This is a genomic window from Kribbella sp. NPDC048915, assembly GCF_040649595.1.
Classification (GTDB): Bacteria; Actinomycetota; Actinomycetes; order Propionibacteriales; family Kribbellaceae; genus Kribbella.
The window spans coordinates 20,991-37,358 of sequence record NZ_JBEZFT010000012.1 but is presented as its reverse complement, the minus strand read 5'-3'; the positions used below and the strand labels follow the sequence as shown (position 1 = coordinate 37,358).

At 70.3% G+C, this 16,368-nt stretch carries 14 protein-coding genes; 10 read left to right on the top strand and 4 right to left on the bottom strand.

Annotated features, from left to right (window positions below):
• The first annotated feature begins 1 nt into the window (after position 1).
• The 6 genes from AB0B82_RS09410 (at position 2) to AB0B82_RS09385 (ending at position 6,716) form a co-directional block, all read left to right on the top strand.
• Positions 2–1,105: a VWA domain-containing protein gene (locus AB0B82_RS09410; protein WP_360164446.1), complete on the top strand. Its 1,104-nt coding sequence runs from the start codon at positions 2–4 to the stop codon at positions 1,103–1,105.
• The gene (locus AB0B82_RS09405) at positions 1,098–2,258 is read left to right on the top strand and encodes an XdhC/CoxI family protein (RefSeq protein ID WP_360164444.1); all 1,161 of its coding nucleotides are present in this window, start codon (positions 1,098–1,100) and stop codon (positions 2,256–2,258) included. Before AB0B82_RS09410 ends, AB0B82_RS09405 begins: the two co-directional genes overlap by 8 nt.
• Before the next feature lie 132 nt (positions 2,259–2,390).
• Positions 2,391–2,858 (top strand): (2Fe-2S)-binding protein, encoded by a 468-nt coding sequence (locus AB0B82_RS09400; RefSeq protein ID WP_360164442.1) that lies wholly within the window; start codon positions 2,391–2,393, stop codon positions 2,856–2,858.
• Entirely contained in the window at positions 2,855–5,239 is a 2,385-nt protein-coding gene (locus tag AB0B82_RS09395; protein ID WP_360164440.1) for a xanthine dehydrogenase family protein molybdopterin-binding subunit, read from the top strand. Before AB0B82_RS09400 ends, AB0B82_RS09395 begins: the two co-directional genes overlap by 4 nt.
• Positions 5,236–6,090 (top strand): xanthine dehydrogenase family protein subunit M, encoded by an 855-nt coding sequence (locus AB0B82_RS09390; RefSeq protein WP_360164438.1) that lies wholly within the window; start codon positions 5,236–5,238, stop codon positions 6,088–6,090. Before AB0B82_RS09395 ends, AB0B82_RS09390 begins: the two co-directional genes overlap by 4 nt.
• Positions 6,087–6,716, top strand: a complete 630-nt coding sequence (locus AB0B82_RS09385) for an SRPBCC family protein (protein ID WP_360164436.1) — start codon at positions 6,087–6,089, stop codon at positions 6,714–6,716. Before AB0B82_RS09390 ends, AB0B82_RS09385 begins: the two co-directional genes overlap by 4 nt.
• 35 nt (positions 6,717–6,751) lie before the next feature.
• Here the strand turns inward: AB0B82_RS09385 and AB0B82_RS09380 are convergent, their stop codons facing one another.
• The 4 genes from AB0B82_RS09380 to AB0B82_RS09365 all read right to left on the bottom strand — a co-directional run bounded on the left by AB0B82_RS09380 (position 6,752) and on the right by AB0B82_RS09365 (position 11,145).
• The gene (locus AB0B82_RS09380; RefSeq protein WP_360164434.1) at positions 6,752–7,963 is read right to left on the bottom strand and encodes a CoA transferase; all 1,212 of its coding nucleotides are present in this window, start codon (positions 7,961–7,963) and stop codon (positions 6,752–6,754) included.
• A complete protein-coding gene (locus AB0B82_RS09375; RefSeq protein WP_360164432.1) occupies positions 7,960–9,504 on the bottom strand; it encodes an aldehyde dehydrogenase family protein in 1,545 nt (514 codons plus the stop codon). Before AB0B82_RS09375 ends, AB0B82_RS09380 begins: the two co-directional genes overlap by 4 nt.
• A gap of 50 nt (positions 9,505–9,554) precedes the next feature.
• Entirely contained in the window at positions 9,555–10,475 is a 921-nt protein-coding gene (locus AB0B82_RS09370; RefSeq protein WP_360164430.1) for a LysR family transcriptional regulator, read from the bottom strand.
• A 73-nt stretch (positions 10,476–10,548) separates the two neighbouring features.
• Complete coding sequence (locus AB0B82_RS09365; protein WP_360164428.1) at positions 10,549–11,145, bottom strand: amino acid synthesis family protein; 597 nt, start codon at positions 11,143–11,145, stop codon at positions 10,549–10,551.
• Between the two features lie 418 nt (positions 11,146–11,563).
• On the opposite strand from AB0B82_RS09365, the gene AB0B82_RS09360 reads away from it, so the two are divergent.
• The 4 genes from AB0B82_RS09360 to AB0B82_RS09345 all read left to right on the top strand — a co-directional run bounded on the left by AB0B82_RS09360 (position 11,564) and on the right by AB0B82_RS09345 (position 16,312).
• The gene (locus tag AB0B82_RS09360; RefSeq protein WP_360164426.1) at positions 11,564–12,844 is read left to right on the top strand and encodes an MFS transporter; all 1,281 of its coding nucleotides are present in this window, start codon (positions 11,564–11,566) and stop codon (positions 12,842–12,844) included.
• A 39-nt stretch (positions 12,845–12,883) separates the two neighbouring features.
• The gene (locus AB0B82_RS09355; RefSeq protein WP_360164424.1) at positions 12,884–13,843 is read left to right on the top strand and encodes a zinc-binding alcohol dehydrogenase family protein; all 960 of its coding nucleotides are present in this window, start codon (positions 12,884–12,886) and stop codon (positions 13,841–13,843) included.
• A complete protein-coding gene (locus AB0B82_RS09350) occupies positions 13,840–15,738 on the top strand; it encodes a glutamine amidotransferase (protein WP_360164422.1) in 1,899 nt (632 codons plus the stop codon). The genes AB0B82_RS09355 and AB0B82_RS09350 overlap by 4 nt, the downstream gene beginning before the upstream one ends.
• A 214-nt stretch (positions 15,739–15,952) precedes the next feature.
• Entirely contained in the window at positions 15,953–16,312 is a 360-nt protein-coding gene (locus tag AB0B82_RS09345; protein WP_360164420.1) for an iron-sulfur cluster assembly accessory protein, read from the top strand.
• Positions 16,313–16,368 lie beyond the last annotated feature (56 nt).

The following is a 16,368-nucleotide window of genomic DNA, read 5'->3' as shown; positions in this document are numbered from 1 at the left end:
CATGACAGCACGCACAGCCGCCGAACCGGATCTCGCGCTGACGGGATTCGCGGTGGCGCTGCGCCACGCGGGCCTGCCGGTGACGGCCGACCGCGTGCAGTTGTTCCTCCGCGCGGTCGCGGCGCTCGACGCGAGCCGGACCGCCGACGTCTACTGGGCCGGGCGCTCCGCGCTGTGCAGCGGGCCGGACGACACCGCCCGGTACGACGAGGTGTTCGCGGCGTGGTTCACCGGTAGCCGTTCGCGCGGTGCCATCCCGAGCCGGCCCCCGCAGCCTTCTCCGCAGGCGAATCTCGGCGAAACCGGTGAGAGCGCGGACGGCGACCAGACGTTCAACGTGTCCGCGAGTACGACGGAACTCCTCAGGCACCGCGATGTCGCCGAGTTGTCCGCGGCGGACCGCGCCGAACTCGCCCGCCTGTTCGGCACGTTGTCACCGCGCAGCCCGACCCGTCGGGCGAACCGCCGGCGCCCGTCGCATCGTGGTCAGATCGATCCCCGCCGCACACTGCGCGACCAGCTCCGCCAGGTCGGCGAACCGGGTCGGGTCCGGTATCGCCGGCGCGGGATCCGGCCGCGGCGCGTCGTCGTACTGATCGACGTGTCCGGTTCGATGAGGCCGTACGCCGACAGTCTGTTGCGGCTCGCGCATGTGATGGTGCAGCAGACGCCGCGGTCGGTCGAGGTCTTCACCATCGGTACGCGGCTCACGCGCGTGACACCTGCCCTGCGGCACCGCGACGCCGAGTACGCGTTGCGGTCCGCCGGTGACGTCGTACCCGATTGGTCGGGCGGGACGCGGCTCGGCGAGGTTCTGAAGGTGTTCCTGGATCGCTGGGGACAACGCGGTACGGCGCGGCGGGCCGTGGTCGTGGTGTGCAGCGACGGGTGGGAGCGCGGTGACGCGGCATTGCTCGGCGCGCAACTGCGGCGGCTGTCCGGCCTGGCGCACCGCGTGGTGTGGCTGAACCCGCATCGCGGCAAGCGCGGCTACGAACCCGTGCAGTCGGGCATCGTCGCCGTTCTGCCGCATCTGGACGATCTCGTGGCCGGGCACAGCCTGGCCAGCTTCGCCGAACTTCTGGAGGTGGTGGCGGATGCGTGACGTGCTCGATCAGTTGCTGAGCTGGTGGGAGGCCGGTGAATCGGTTGCCGTCGGCACCGTTGTCGCGACGTTCGAATCAGCGCCGCGACCGCCGGGCGCGGTGATGCTGGTGGGGCCCGGCCTGGAGGCGGTCGGCAGCGTGTCCGGTGGCTGCGTCGAAGGCGCGGTGTACCAGCTCGGCGAGGAGGTGCTCGCGTCCGGCGGGCCGGTGCTGCAGCGGTACGGCGTCAGCGACGAGTCGGCGTTCGCGGTCGGGCTGACCTGCGGCGGGATCATCGACGTGTTCGTCGAGAAGGTCGACCGGACGACGTTCCCGGAGCTGGGGGAGGTGGCCGCGGACATCCGCGCCGGCCGGCCGGTGGCGGTGGCGACGGTGGTCGCGCACCCGGATCCCGCGCGGGTCGGGCGGCGGCTGATCATCCGTCCGGCCGACGCTTCGGATCCTGCTTCGGGTGCTGCTTCGGGTGGCGGTCGGCCGGCGGGCGCGGGGCTGGGCTCGGATCGCGCCGATGACGCGGTGCTCGACGATGCGCGCGGGCTGCTCGCCAACGGGCGCTCGGAGACCTTGGAGTACGGGCCGGACGGGCAGCGGCGCGGGGAAGGTATGCGAGTCTTCGTGTCCTCGTTCGCGCCGGTGCCGCGGATGCTGGTCTTCGGTGCGATCGACTTCGCGGCGGCGGTCGCGCGGCTCGGGTCGTTCCTCGGGTATCGCGTGACGGTGTGCGACGCGCGAGGGGTTTTCGCGACCGCGTCCCGGTTCCCGTTCGCCGACGAGGTGATCGTGGACTGGCCGCATCGGTACCTGGCCGCCGAGGCGGGGGCCGGCCGGATCGACGACCGGACGGTGATCTGCGTGCTGACGCACGACCCGAAGTTCGACGTACCGCTGCTCGAGGTCGCGTTGCGGCTGCCGCAGGTCGCCTACATCGGCGCGATGGGGTCGCGGCGGACGCACGACGACCGGCTGAAGCGGTTGCGGGAGGCCGGGCTGACCGAGGACGAGCTGAGCCGGTTGGCCAGCCCGATCGGTCTCGACCTCGGCGCCCGGACGCCGGAGGAGACCGCGGTCAGCATCGCCGCGGAGATCATCGCGCTGCGCTGGGGAGGTGCGGGGCATCGACTGTCGGCCCAGGCCGGGCCGATCCATCACTAGACCCTTGACCAAAGTCAAGTCGGAACCCTCACTGAAGAAGGGGGTGCGGGTAGGACGAAGGTCCCTTGTCGGTCACATCACATCGGAGCAGGATCGCAGTACGACGGTTTGCTGACATCTGGAGGCGGGGCGATGAGCCGGATCACGGTGAAGGTCGACGGAAGCAGCTTCACGGACGACGTGGAGCCGCGCACGCTGCTCGTGCACTACCTGCGCGAGGAGCTGGGGAAGACAGGCACGGTCGTGGGATGCGACACCGGCAACTGCGGCGCGTGCACGGTTCAGCTGGACGGGCGCAGCGTGAAGTCCTGTTCGCTGCTCGCGGTCCAGGCCGACGGTCACGAGATCACCACCGTCGAGGGTCTCGCGACGAACGGTCAGCTGCACCCGGTGCAGCAGGCCTTCCACGAGAACCACGCGTTGCAGTGCGGGTACTGCACGCCGGGGATGATCATGCAGTCCATCGATCTGATCGCCGACAATCCGGATCCCACCGACGAGGACATCCGGCACGGGCTCGAGGGGAACCTGTGCCGCTGCACCGGCTACCAGAACATCGTCAAGGCCGTCCGCGCCGCGGCCGCGGGAGGTGCGCGATGACCGCCACCGAGGAACGCCGCACGACGGAGGTCGGCAACGCCCGGCTGCGCAAGGAGGACGCGCGGCTGATCACCGGCCGGACCCGCTGGACCGACAACATTGTGCTGCCCGGGATGCAGCACCTCGCGATGGTGCGCAGTCCGTTCGCCCACGCCAGGATCACCTCGATCGACACCGCCGCGGCCAAGGAGGCATCCGGGGTCGTCGCCGTGATCACCGGTGCCGACATCGCCGACGAGCAGGGCTCGCTGCCGAACGCGTGGTCGGTGATCCCGGACCAGAAGGCGCCGAACCACCCGGCGATGGCCGTCGACCACGTCGCGTTCGCCGGCGAGATCGTCGCGATGGTCGCCGCTCGGACGGCGGCCGAGGCCCGCGACGCCGCGGACCTGATCGATGTCGACTACGAGGAACTGCCACCGGTGCTGGATCTGAAGGAGGCAGTTCGTGACGAGGTGCTCGCGCATCCCGACCTCGGGACCAACGTCTCCGCGGTCTGGTCGTACGACTCGGCCGCGGCCGGGACCGGCGGCGACGTCGACGCGGCGATCGAGGCCGCCCGCAACGGCGGCATCGTGATCGAGCAGGAGTTCCGTCAGCAGCGGCTGATCCCGTCGTTCATGGAGCCGCGATCGATCGTTGTCGACCCCACCTCCGAGCAGCTGACCGTGTGGTCGTCGACGCAGGTGCCGCATTTCGTGAAGGTCTTCATCGCGCTGGTGCTCGGGGTTCCGGAGCACAAGGTCCGGGTGATCGCGCCCGACGTCGGCGGCGGGTTCGGCGGCAAGCTGCAGTTCACCCCGGAGGAGGCGCTGACGGTCATCGCGGCGCGGCGGATCGGTAAGCCCTGCAAGTACACCGAAAGCCGGTCGGAGTCGCTGATGGCGGCGCACCACGGCCGCGACCAGTGGCAGCAGGTCACGCTGTCCGCGAACGCCGACGGGACGGTCACCGGGCTCAAGGTCGACCTACTGGTGAACATGGGCGCGTATCTCGGCCTGGTCACGTCGGCGATCCCGTTGCTCGGGGCGTTCATGTACAACGGGATCTACAAGTTCCCGGCGTACCGGCTCGGCATCACGAACCTGTACACGAACATGACCTGGACCGACGCGTACCGCGGCGCCGGCCGGCCCGAGGCGACGTATGCGATCGAGCGGATGATGGACGAGCTGGCCGCGCAGGTCGGCGTCGATCCACTGGAGATCCGTGAGCGGAACTGGATCAAGCACGAGGAGTTCCCGTTCAGCACGGTGGCGGGTCTGCGGTACGACTCCGGCAACTACGAGGCCGCGACCGCGAAGGCGCGCGAGCTGTTCCGGTACGACGAGTTGCGCAAGGAGCAGGCCGAGCGGCGCGCGTCCAATGACTCGGTGCAGCTCGGCATCGGCGTGTCGACGTACACCGAGATGTGCGGCCTGGCCCCGTCGCGCTGGCTGGGCTCGATGGGGTACGCCGCCGGCGGCTGGGAGCACGCATCGGTGCGGATGCTGCCGACCGGCAAGGTCGAGGTGGTCACCGGGACGAGTCCGCACGGTCAGGGCCATGAAACCGCGTGGAGTCAGCTGATCGCGGACCGGCTGGGGGTGGCGTTCGAGGACGTCGAAGTGCTGCACGGTGACACGCAGGTCGCGGTCCGCGGCCTGGACACCTACGGTTCCCGCTCGCTGGCCGTCGGCGGGATGGCGGTGCTGGCCGCCGCGGACAAGGTGATCGAGAAGGCGAAGCCGATCGCGGCGCAGCTGCTCGAGGCGAACCCGGACGACCTCGAGTTCAGCGCCGGGCGGTACGGCGTGCGCGGCACGGACACCGGGATGACGATGGCCGAGCTCGCGTTCGCGGTCTTCCAGAGCCACAAGCTCGGTGGCGCCGCCGAGGCCTGTCTGGACGCCGACGCGACGCTCGACCCGGACGACTTCTCGTTCCCGCACGGCACGCACCTGTGCGCGGTCGAGGTCGACACCGAGACCGGCGGCACGAAGATCCGCTCGTACGTCGCCGTCGACGACGTCGGCGTGGTGGTGAACCCGTTGATCGTCGAGGGTCAGGTGCACGGCGGTCTGGCGCAAGGCATCTCGCAGGCGCTGTTCGAGGAGGCGGTGCACGACGAGTCCGGGACGCTGGTGACCGGGTCCTTCGACCAGTACCTGATCCCCGGGCCGCCTGATCTGCCCGCGTTCGAGACCGCACGGACCGAGACGCCCGCGACGACGAACCAGCTCGGCGTGAAGGGTGTCGGCGAGGCGGGCACGATCGCGTCGACGCCGGCCGTGGTGAACGCGATCGTCGACGCGCTGCGGCCGCTGGGCGTCACGGACGTGCCGATGCCGTGTACGCCGTACCGCGTGTGGAAGGCGATCCAGGAAGGAGCGCAGTCATGATCCCGGCGCCGTTCGAGTACTACAGCCCGACGACCGTCGACGAGGCGCTGACGTTGCTGCGCGAGCACTCCGACGCGAAGGTCCTGGCCGGCGGGCAGAGCCTGATGCCCGCGCTGCGGTTGCGGCTGGCGGCGCCGGAGTCGATCGTCGACCTGGCGAAGATCGACGAACTGCGTGGTGTGCGCGACGACGGCGACGCCCTGGTGATCGGCGCGATGACACCGCACAGCACCGTGCAGTCGGATCCGCTGGTCGGCGAGCACGCGCGGCTGATTTCGTTGGCCACGGCAACGGTCGGGGATCCGCAGATCCGGCACCGTGGGACGTTCGGCGGGTCGCTGGCACATGCGGATCCGGCGGCCGATCTGCCCGCGGTCGCGGTGGCGCTGGACGCGTCGTTCGTGATCGCGGGGCCGACCGGGCGCCGGACGGTGCCGGCGGGCGAGTTCTTCCAGGGCGTGTTCACGACGGCGCTCGGGGAGGACGAGTTGCTGGTCGAGATCCGGGTGCCGAAGTACACCGGGTGGGGCGCGCACTACGAGAAGTTCCGCCGGGTGGCGCAGGCGTGGTCGATCGTGTCGGTCGCGGCCGCGGTCCGGCTCGACGGTGACGCGATCGCCGAGGCGCGGGTCGGGCTCGGCAACATGGGCCCGACCCCGATCCGGGCGACCGCGGTCGAGCAGGCCCTGGTCGGCCGGCCCGCGACCGCCGACGCGGTGCGGGAGGCGGCGGCCCGGGCGGCCGAGGGGACGTCACCGACGAGCGACCTCAACGGCGACGCCGACTACCGGCGGCACCTCGCCACGGTGCTCACCCGGCGCGCGGTCCTGGCTGCGGCAGGTACGGCGTGAAGCTCGAGCACAAGTTCGTCGTACCGGCTCCGGTCGACACGACCTGGGCCGCGTTCAACGACCTCGAACGGGTGGTGCCGTGTTTTCCCGGCGCCACCCTGACGTCGTCCGAAGGTGACGACTTCACCGGCGCCTGCAAGGTGAAGCTCGGGCCGGTGTCCCTGCAGTACACGGGCACCGGCACCTTCGTCGAGCGGGACGAGAGCGACCACCACGCGGTGATCGAGGCCAAGGGCAAGGACCGCCGCGGCAACGGTACGGCGACCGCCCGCGTCACCGCGCGGCTGACCGCCGGCCCGGGTGACACGACCGAGGTCACCGTCGACACCGACCTGACCATCACCGGCCGGCCCGCTCAGTTCGGTCGCGGCCTGATCCAGGAGGTGTCCGACAAGCTCCTCGATCAGTTCACCGAGTGCCTGAAAACCAAGCTGGACACCACCTCGAGCCCACAGGAGCAGCCCGCCGACACTCCCACTCCCAACCCGCCACCCGACACGCCCGAGGCCCCGGAGGCGGTCCTGGACCTGGGCAACACCCTGATCCCGACCCTCGTCCGCCGTGCGGCCCCGTTCCTGATCGGCGCGGTCCTCGCCCTCGTCGTCCGCCGCCTGATCCGACGGTGAGCCCGCCGCTGACTCTGAGGCTGGGCAGGGGATGGTCAGCGGCGGGTGTTCGAGGAAGCGTCGTCGAGCCACTGGAGGATGTCGTCTCGATGAGCCCCCAGCAGCGGTGGCGGCTGGTGGCTGTGTCGGCCGACGTCCCGACCGTCGAAGTCCTCGAGCCGCACCGTGGGACCGGGTAGCTCGATCGGCCCCAGGGCAGCGTGTCGCACCGTCACGACGAGGTTCTGGCTGCGGGTCTGGTCCCATTCGTAGACCTCGTCGATCGTCTTGATCGCGCCGGCCGGGACCCCCGCGTTCTCGAACCGGCCGAGCCAGTGCTCGCGACTGCCGGTTGCCAGCCGTTCTTCGATCAGTGCGGTGAGCTCGTCGCGATGCCGCAGCCGCGCCGCATTGGTCGCGAAGCGCTCGTCGTCGGCGTCGAGCCCGAGGAGCGCGGCGAAGGTGTGCCACAGCGCCTGCGAGCCGATCGCCACCTGGACGTGCCCGTCGCCGCACCGGAAGGCGCCGTACGGCGAGATCTGCGGATGGTGGTTGCCGCCGGCCCGGCCGGCCTGACCGGCGACCGTCCACGCCGTCCCGTGAAAGGCGTGTGCGCCGACGAGGCCGGCGAGCAGCGAGGTCCGGACGACCGATCCGCGGCCGGTCGCCTGGCGGTCGAGCAGCGCTGCCAGCACACCGATCGCGCCGTTCAGGCCCGCCAGGATGTCGCCGACGGGAACACCGACCCGGGTGGGGGAGTCGGCGTCCGGGCCGGTGACGCTCATCAGGCCTGCCTCGCCTTGAGCGATCTGGTCGTAACCGGCCCGGTGGCCTTCCGGTCCGTCGTGGCCGAATCCGGTGATGGACAGGACGACGAGCCTCGGGTTCAGCGCCTCCAGGACCGCGGCGGACAGACCGAGCCGATCGAGAACACCTGGGCGGTAGTTCTCGACGAGCACGTCGGCCCGCTCGATCAGCCGCTGCAGTGTCCGAAGGTCCGCCGGGTCCTTCAGATTCAGCTGGATCGACTCCTTGTTGCGGTTCGCGGCCAGGAAGTACGTCGACTGTGGCGCGTCGACCGGCCCCGCGAACGGCGGTCCCCAGCCTCGGACGTCGTCACCGATGCCCGGCGGTTCGACCTTGATCACCCGGGCGCCGAGATCTCCGAACATCATCGCGGCGTGCGGCCCAGCGAGTGCCCTGGACAGGTCGACGACCAGGTAACCGGCCAACGGGCCTGCGCCCGGACCGCGGACGGATGCGTTCATCGGTCCGCCAGTTGGATGTTGATCTGTTTGGTCTGGGTGAACCCGGCGATCATGCCCTCCAGCGACACCTCGCGGCCGATCCCGCTTTGCTTGTATCCGCCGTACGACTGCCCGACCACCTGACCGCCGCCCTGGTTCACCTGGACCCACCCGGCCTCGAGACGGTGTGCGGTGTCGACGGCTCGATGGATGTCGTCGCACCAGACGTACGCCGCCAGTCCGTAGGCGGAATCGTTCGCCATTCGGATCACGTCGTCGACGTCGTCCCACGGGATCGCCACCAGCACCGGACCGAAGATCTCCTCGCGTGCCAGCCGGAACGAGTTGTCGGCGCCGGAGAACAGGGTCGGCAGATGGAAGTAGCCCTCGGCGAGCGGTCCCGTGTCCGGCGGAAGCCCGCCGAGTTCCAGGGTCAGCCGCGGATCGGACAGTCCTTCGTCCAGGTAGTCACCGACGGTCCGGAACTGGGTCTCGTTGATGATCGCGCCGATGTCGGTCGCCTCATCCAGCGGATCTCCGACCGTCAGCGCGCTCATCCGTGTGACGAGGCGGGCGACGACCTCGTCGTGGACGTCGCGATGGACGAACAGCCGGGTGCCCGCCGTACAGCTCTGGCCCTGCCGGGTCACCCGCGACGACAGCAGCAGGCCGTCGATCAGCGCGTCGGTGACTTCGCCGGGGAAGACGATCGAAGGGCTCTTGCCGCCGAGCTCGAGCGAGACGTGTGCGAGTCGGGAGGCCGCCTGCTGGGCGATGCGGCGACCGACCTCGGTCGAGCCGGTGAAGGAGACCTTGTCGACGCCGTCGTGGTTCACCAGCGCCTGCCCCACGGTGGCGCCCGCGCCGGTCACGACGTTCAGCACGCCGGGCGGCAGCACGTCCTGGCAGATCTCGGCGAGCAGCAGAATCGACAGCGGGGCGTCCTCCGCGGCCTTGAGGACCACGGTGTTGCCCGCGGCGAGCGCGGCCGGGACCTTGAAGCCGGCGATCATCAGCGGCGAGTTCCACGGCAGGATCCCGCCGACGACGCCGAGCGGCTCCTGCCGGGTGTACTGCAGCTGTGCCGGACCGGCCGGCAGTGTGTATCCCTTGACCTCACCGGCGACCCCGCCGAAGTATCGGAACAGGTCGACGAGGGTCGCGACCTCCGGCCGGGCCTGGGTGCGGAGGGCGTTGCCGGTGTCGGCGGCCGTGATCCGGGCGAGCTCGTCGGCCCGCTGCTCCACCAGATCGGCGATCTTGAGCAGCTGGCGTTGCCGGGCGGTGAAGTGCTGATCCCGCCACGCCGGCCAAGCGGCACGAGCGGCGGCGACCGCGCGATCCACGTCGTCCGGGCCCGCTTCGGGGACCTGGCCGAGCACGCGGCCGCGATGGGCCGGACTGATCACCTCCCGCCAGGCACCGGTCCGGCTCTCGACCCATCGGCCCCCGATGAGCATGCGCTTGACGGTTGCCTCGGGCCGCTGTTCGGCGGTCGTACCGGTGCCGGTGTCCGCCGGGTTCGCGGGCAGGCGTGACTGGACGGACGACGGTGTCGTCATGGTTGCTTTCCCTTCGGCAGATGTGTCGTGCGCGACGGCCCGCCGGTAACTCAGGACTCGGGCTCGAGTTCCGCGGTCAGGCAGTGGATCAGGAAGTCGAAGACGCTCTGCATCCGCGGCAGACGCAGGAGGTCCTGATGGACGGCCGCCCAGAACTCGCGGTGCGCGCAGACCTCGTCGGGCAGCAGGCGGACGAAGTCCGGTTCGTCGCGGGTCAGGTAGGTCGGGAACATGCCGATGCCCAGTCCGCTGCGGACGGCGGCCAGCTGCACCAGCGGGCTGGTGCTGCGGAACACGACCCGGTTCGAGCCCACGACGTCGGCGAGCCAGCGCAGCGCCTGGATCTCGATCATGTCCTCGACGTAGTCGACGAAGAAGTGCCGGTCCAGGTCGGACACCGTGGCCGGCGTCCCGTGCTCGGCGAGGTAGGCGGTCGAGGCGTACAGGTGCACATGGGACTGGGCGACCTTGCGGGCGTACAGCTTGGAGCCGCTGGGCCGGCTCAGACCGACCGCGATGTCGGCGTCACGGCGGGTGAGGTTCGCCAGTTGCATGACCGTGATCAGCTCCAGGCGAACGTCCGGGAACGCGACGTGGAACGGCCGGAGCGCCGGCACCACGATCGAGTGCGCCAGCCCTTCGACGATCGCGACCCGGACCGTGCCCGCCACCCGGCCGCGCTCGCCGCCCGCACTGAAGATGGTGTCGGCGACGGACTCCATCTCCTCGGCGCGATGCAGCAACTCCTGACCGGCGCTGGTCAGGTCGAACCCCGAATGCGAACGGTCGAACAGTTTTCGGTCCAGACGCCGCTCCAACGAGGCGACTCGGCGCAGGACCGTGGTGTGCGCGACACCGAGCCGCAGGGACGCCTTCGCGAGCGTGCGCCGGCGGGCGAGCTCGAGGAAGTACTGGACGTCGTCCCAGGGCAGCGGCTCCGGACGGCTGTCGTGACCGGGCGTCCCCTCCATATCCACCATTGTGTGGCCGAACGCGCCCATTGTCCCGGAAGGCCACCAGGTGGCCTCCGGGGACGGTGGCCGCTCAGGCGCTCGCGGTGACGAGGAGCTGATCGACATCGGCCTGGCTCGGGCCTTGGGTGCGGGCGTTGGCGCGCGGCCCGTAAGCGTAAGCGACCAGCAGCAGGATCTCGTCCGGGTGCGGGGCGTCGGCGACGGACACGGTCAGGCTGTCCATGGCGTCCAGGTCCCAGCCTTCGTCGATCGGGCCGAAACAGACGTCGATCGGCGTGCCGGCCGGGCCGACCTTGGCATTGCCCGGGATCAGCACCCGGCCGCGGCGGATGGTCTGCCGCATCGCCATCCCCAGCCGCGCATGGATCATCGCGGCACCATGCTCCTTGTCCCCGGCGGTGCCGACCACCACCGCCTTCGCGTACGCCCGGATACCGGTCGCGTCACCGACCCGCTCCAGGGCCCGCCGGGTCAGCTCGATGCCGAGCTGCGCGGAGACGTCGACGAGATCAGGGAGCCCGGCCGGCGTATCCGGCGACAGACATGGGTTGGCGATCACCGCACCCTGGACGACCCGGCGCAGCACCGGCTGGACCGGCTGCCCGTACTCGGTCCGGATCTCTTCCTCGAAATGCACCAGTTTGCGAATCAATGCGTTCGCGTCCATATTCTCGCTCCTTCGAAATCGCTGCTTCGGAACGAAAGTAGCCGGGCGCAACGAGTGGCGAGAAGAGCCAGAATTGCACCGGCGTTTGCATCGGCGCACGACGCGGCCGGTGTCCGGTGCGCCGCGCTCGGTCACGGCCGGACCACTGAGTACCCACCGGGCGCGGGCCGTAGAAAAGGGGGCGATTCGATGCAACGATCTGTGCAGAGATGAGCATTTTCGGCCTCCGTGGGCGCTGCTAGCTTCAGGTCAATCGATCTCGCACTGACCGCTGTTGCCGGCCCATTCGGCCGGCCCGGAGTACCTGGCGGTCAGCGTGGCACATCTTCGCTTGGGAGGACCAATGGGCGTCGGCGATTCCACTGCCCCCACCCCGTCCGGCCGGGTCATGCGGCGCCGGGTGTTCTGGAGCAGTTTCGTGGGAACCACCATCGAGTGGTACGACTTCTTCGTCTACGGGCTCGCCGCGGCGCTGGTCTTCGGCGAACTCTTCTTTCCGAAGTTCGATCCGGTGGTCGGCACGCTGAGTGCGTTCGCGACGTTCGCGGTCGGATTCGTCGCCCGGCCGCTCGGCGGCATCGTGTTCAGCCACTTCGGTGACCGGCACGGGCGGAAGTCGGCACTGGTCGGATCTCTGTTGCTGATGGGAACAGCTACCGTCCTGGTGGGGTTGTTGCCGTCCTACGACACCATCGGTGTGGCAGCCCCTGTCGTGCTCGTTCTGCTGCGGTTCTGTCAGGGGTTCGCGGTCGGCGGCGAGTGGGGCGGCGCAGTGCTGATGGCGGTCGAACACTCCGACCCGCGACGTCGCGGGCTGGCGGGCAGTTTCCCGCAGATGGGCGTGCCGGCCGGCTTGATCCTCGCCTCCGCAGCGTTCATCGCGCTTGCCCCGCTCAACGACGCACAGTTCGCCGCCTGGGGCTGGCGCATCCCGTTCCTGGCCAGCGGTGTGCTGGTCGTGGCCGGCCTGATGATCCGGCTGACCGTCGCCGAGAGTCCCGAGTTCGAGAAACTCCGGGACACCGGCGGCCAGGTACAGAACCCAGTACTTTCCGCGCTGCGCAACAACCCCAAGAACATCCTGCTGGCGGCCGCGATGCGGCAGGAGACCACGGTGTTCTACGTGGTCGTCACCTTCGCGGTCTCGTACGGGACCGAGCAGGTCGGCGTCACTCGCGGCGTGATGCTGAACGGAACCCTCATCGCCGCCTTGGTCGCCCTGGTCACGCTGCCGCTGATCGGCGCGCTGTCCGACCGTTTCGGGCGGCGAACACTCTTCCGGCTCGGTGCTGCCGCGGCGGTGGTCTTCGCGTTCCCGTTCTTCGCGCTGCTGGACACCGGCCGGCCGGCGCTGATCTATCTGGCGCTGATCCTCGGCCTCGCCGTGGTCCATGCGCTGATGTACGCGCCCGAGGCCGCGTTCTTCAGTGAGCTTTTCGGGGCGGAGGTCAGGTACAGCGGTGCGTCGCTCGGGTATCAGCTCGGCTCGGTGGTGGGTGGTCTGGCGCCGCTGGTCGGCGCGAGTCTTCTCCTCGCCGGCGGCGGATCTCCGATCTACGTCATTCTGTACGTCGCCGCACTGCAGGTCATCACCTTCATCGGCGCGACGCTCGCTCCCGACACGCGCCGGACGCTGTCTGCCGGCCCGAGCGAGGTCCAGCCCACCATCACGGACAAGACAGGCCCGGCGTTCACCTGATCTGCCCGGGTAAGTCGGACGACGCTGAACGGAGTACCGATGGATGCCGCAGTTGTCCACGCCTATGGTCAGGTCCCCGCGCTGTCGGAGTGGGCGGAGCCGGAGCCGGCCGCCGGGCAGGCGCTGATCCGCAACCTGGCCGCCGCAGTCAATCCCGTCGACCTGAAGATGGCCGCCGGCAGCTACTACTTCGGAGCTCCGGACCCGCCGTACGTCGCCGGGGCGGAAGGCGTGGGCAGCGTGCTCCGTAGTGCGGCCTTCGAAGCAGGCCGACGCGTCTGGTACGAGCGCGGGCCGCTCGGCGGTGCCTTCGCCGAGCTGACCGCAGTGGACGACGCCCATCTTGTGGAGATCCCGGACGGACTGGCCGATCCGGTCGCGGCCACACTCGGCGTCGCGGGGCTCGCGGCCTGGGACGCGCTCGGCAGGCGTGGCGGCTTGCGCTCCGGCGAGTCGGTGCTGGTGCTCGGTGCGGGCGGTGCGGTCGGACAGTTCGCCGTACAGATTGCCAAGATCATGGGGGCGGCACGGGTCGTGGCCGCGACGCGGAACCCTGCCGTCATGAGCTCGGCCGCCCTCGCCGCCGCCGATCAGGTGATCAGGCTGGACAGCGCGGAGCTCGCAACCCTGGTGTCGGGACTGCAGGCGGGCGCTCCGCGTGGCTACGACGTGATTCTCGATCCGGTGTGGGGGCTCGCCGCCCAGGCGGCCCTTGCCTGCGCGGCGGACGGGGCGCGGCTGGTACAGATCGGCTCGTCGGGCGGCGAGACGCTCGAACTACCTGCCGGCCTGGTGCGCAGGAGCACGGCCAGCATCCTCGGGTACACGATCTACGCCATCCCGTGGCCCGAGAAGCGTGCGGCGTACCAGGCACTTGCCGAGCATGTGATGGCCGATCGGCTGCGAGTGGAGCTGGAAACGTTGCCGCTGGCTCGCGTCGCCGAGGCTTGGGGCAGGCAAGCAGCGTCGCCTGGCGTGAAGCTGGTGCTGGAGCCTTGAGCCGCGGTGGTACCGAGGGGGCCGGTCCGAAGGCGGAGTGCACCGCGCTGGTGATCCGGCATGTCGCGTTTGAGGACCTCGGTCTGCTCGGCCCGCTGTTGACCGACCTCGGTTACGGCATCCGCTACCTCGACGCCGGAGTGGACAGCCTGAACGAGGCCGCGATGCTGAACGCCGATCTCGTCGTCGTTCTCGGCGGCCCGATCGGGGTGAACGATGCCGCGCGGTATCCGTTCCTGCTCCCGGAGATGCGCGCGATCGCGGCGCGGCTGGAGCGCGGTCGGCCCACGCTGGGGATCTGCCTCGGCGCTCAGCTCATGGCCGCCGCCCTGGGTGCGTCCGTCACGCCCACAGGCCGGGTGGAGATCGGCTACGCGCCGCTTGCGCTCACGGAGTCCGGACGGCAGAGCGCGTTGGGTCTGCTCGCCGGTACGCCGGTGCTGCACTGGCACGGCGACGCGTTCGAGATCCCGCAGGGCACGGTCCGGCTCGCGGAGACACCGGGGTACCCGAACCAGGCGTTTGCCGGACCGAACCTGCTCGGCTTGCAGTTCCATCTCGAAGCCGACCACACCCGGATCGAACGCTGGCTCGTCGGCCACGCCCACGAACTCGCGAGCCACGGCATCGATCCGGCCGTCATCCGGGCCGACGCACAGCTCCACGGCCCCGAACTCGCAGCTCGCGCCCGCTCGATCTTCACAACCTGGCTCACCCACCTCACCCGTCAACCCCGTGCCGTCGATCCACCTGGTGGCACTGGCCGTCGTCAGCCGAAGCCGGTGGGAGAGGATGTCGCCATGCGGATTCTGATTGCGCCGGACAAGTTCGCGGGCACGCTGACCGCCGTGGAGGCCGCGGCGGCCATCGAGGAGGGCTGGCGACGCCGGGACCCGGAGGCCCAGGTGCTGGTCGCGCCGATGGCCGACGGCGGCCCGGGGTTCATCGACGTCCTGTCCGCGGTGGTGGACGGCAAGCTGCTCTCGGTCACCGTCCGGGGCCCGCTCGGCGAGGAAACCCCGGCGACGGTGCTGCTGGCGGGGGAGACGGCGTACGTCGAGACCGCGCAGGCGTGCGGGCTGCACCTGGTGGAACCGAAGCAGCGCCGCCCCGAGGACGCGACGACGTACGGCGTGGGGCAGCTGATCACCGCGGCGGTGGACGCCGGTGCGCGGCGGATCGTGCTGGGCCTCGGCGGCTCCGGGACGAACGACGCCGGCGCGGGCCTGCTCGCCGCGCTCGGCGCGACGGCGGAAGGCGGCGCGCTGGATGCCGGTGCCGCGGGCCTGGCCGACGTGACCTCGGTCGACCTCGCGCCGGCGCTGGAGCGGGTGGCCGGTGTCGAGTTCGTCGCCGCAAGCGACGTCGAGAACCCGATGCTCGGGCTGCGTGGCGCGACCAACGTGTTCGGTACCCAGAAGGGGATCACCGACGAGCGCAAGCCGGTCGTCGACGGCTGGCTGACGCATTTCGCCGAGCTGGCCGGCCGGAAGACCGCGGACCAGAAGGGCGCGGGGGCGGCGGGCGGGCTCGGGTACGCGTTGCTGCTGCTCGGTGCCGAGCGGGTCTCCGGGATCGACCTGGTCGCCGAGCTCACCGGGCTCCGGCAGAAGGCATCGCAGGTGGATCTGGTGCTGAGCGGTGAGGGCGCGTTCGACTTCCAGTCCCGCGACGGGAAGGTGATCGCCGGCGTCGCCAAGGTCGCGAACGACGCGATGCGACCCTGTGTGGTGCTGGCCGGGAAGGTCCTGATCGGCTCCCGCGAGATGCGTTCGATGGGCGTCGAATCGGCGTACGCGCTGGTCGACGCGGTCGGTGAGGAGCGGGCCTTCGCGGACCCGCACGGTTCGCTCGCCGCGGTCGCCGAGCGGGTCGCCCGGACGTGGGCGCGATAACAACGACCGGTGACCGTACGAAGGCACTGGTAGCGGAGCGTGGTCACGCGGACGGGTCGGCCGGGTTCGGGGTGTGACCAGGGTCGTTGATCTGTGAAATTGGTGTGCGACCATGGGAATGAGCGCCGGCCGACCGCTGTTGGCCAGTGTTGACAAGAGACTTCCGTGCCGGGGAGTGGGCGCCCGGCACTTGAGTAGATGACTGGAGTCAGGGATGACTGAAGCGCAGACCGAGCAGGCCACGACGGCGACGGGCGTTCTCCTCACCGACGGGGCCGCCGCCAAGGTGAAGGCGCTGCTCGACCAGGAAGGCCGCGACGACCTCGCGCTGCGGGTCGCCGTGCAGCCCGGCGGGTGCTCCGGACTGCGGTACCAGCTGTTCTTCGACGAGCGGCAGCTCGACGGGGACGTGGTGGCCGACTTCGGCGGCGTGAACGTCGTCACCGACCGGATGAGCGCGCCGTACCTGAAGGGCGCGACGATCGACTTCGTCGACACCATCGAGAAGCAGGGCTTCACGATCGACAACCCGAACGCCACCGGCTCCTGCGCCTGCGGCGACTCGTTCAACTGAGGGTGTAGCCCGACCTAGAGCACCTCGAAGCCCCTGGTCACCGACGCGGTGACCGG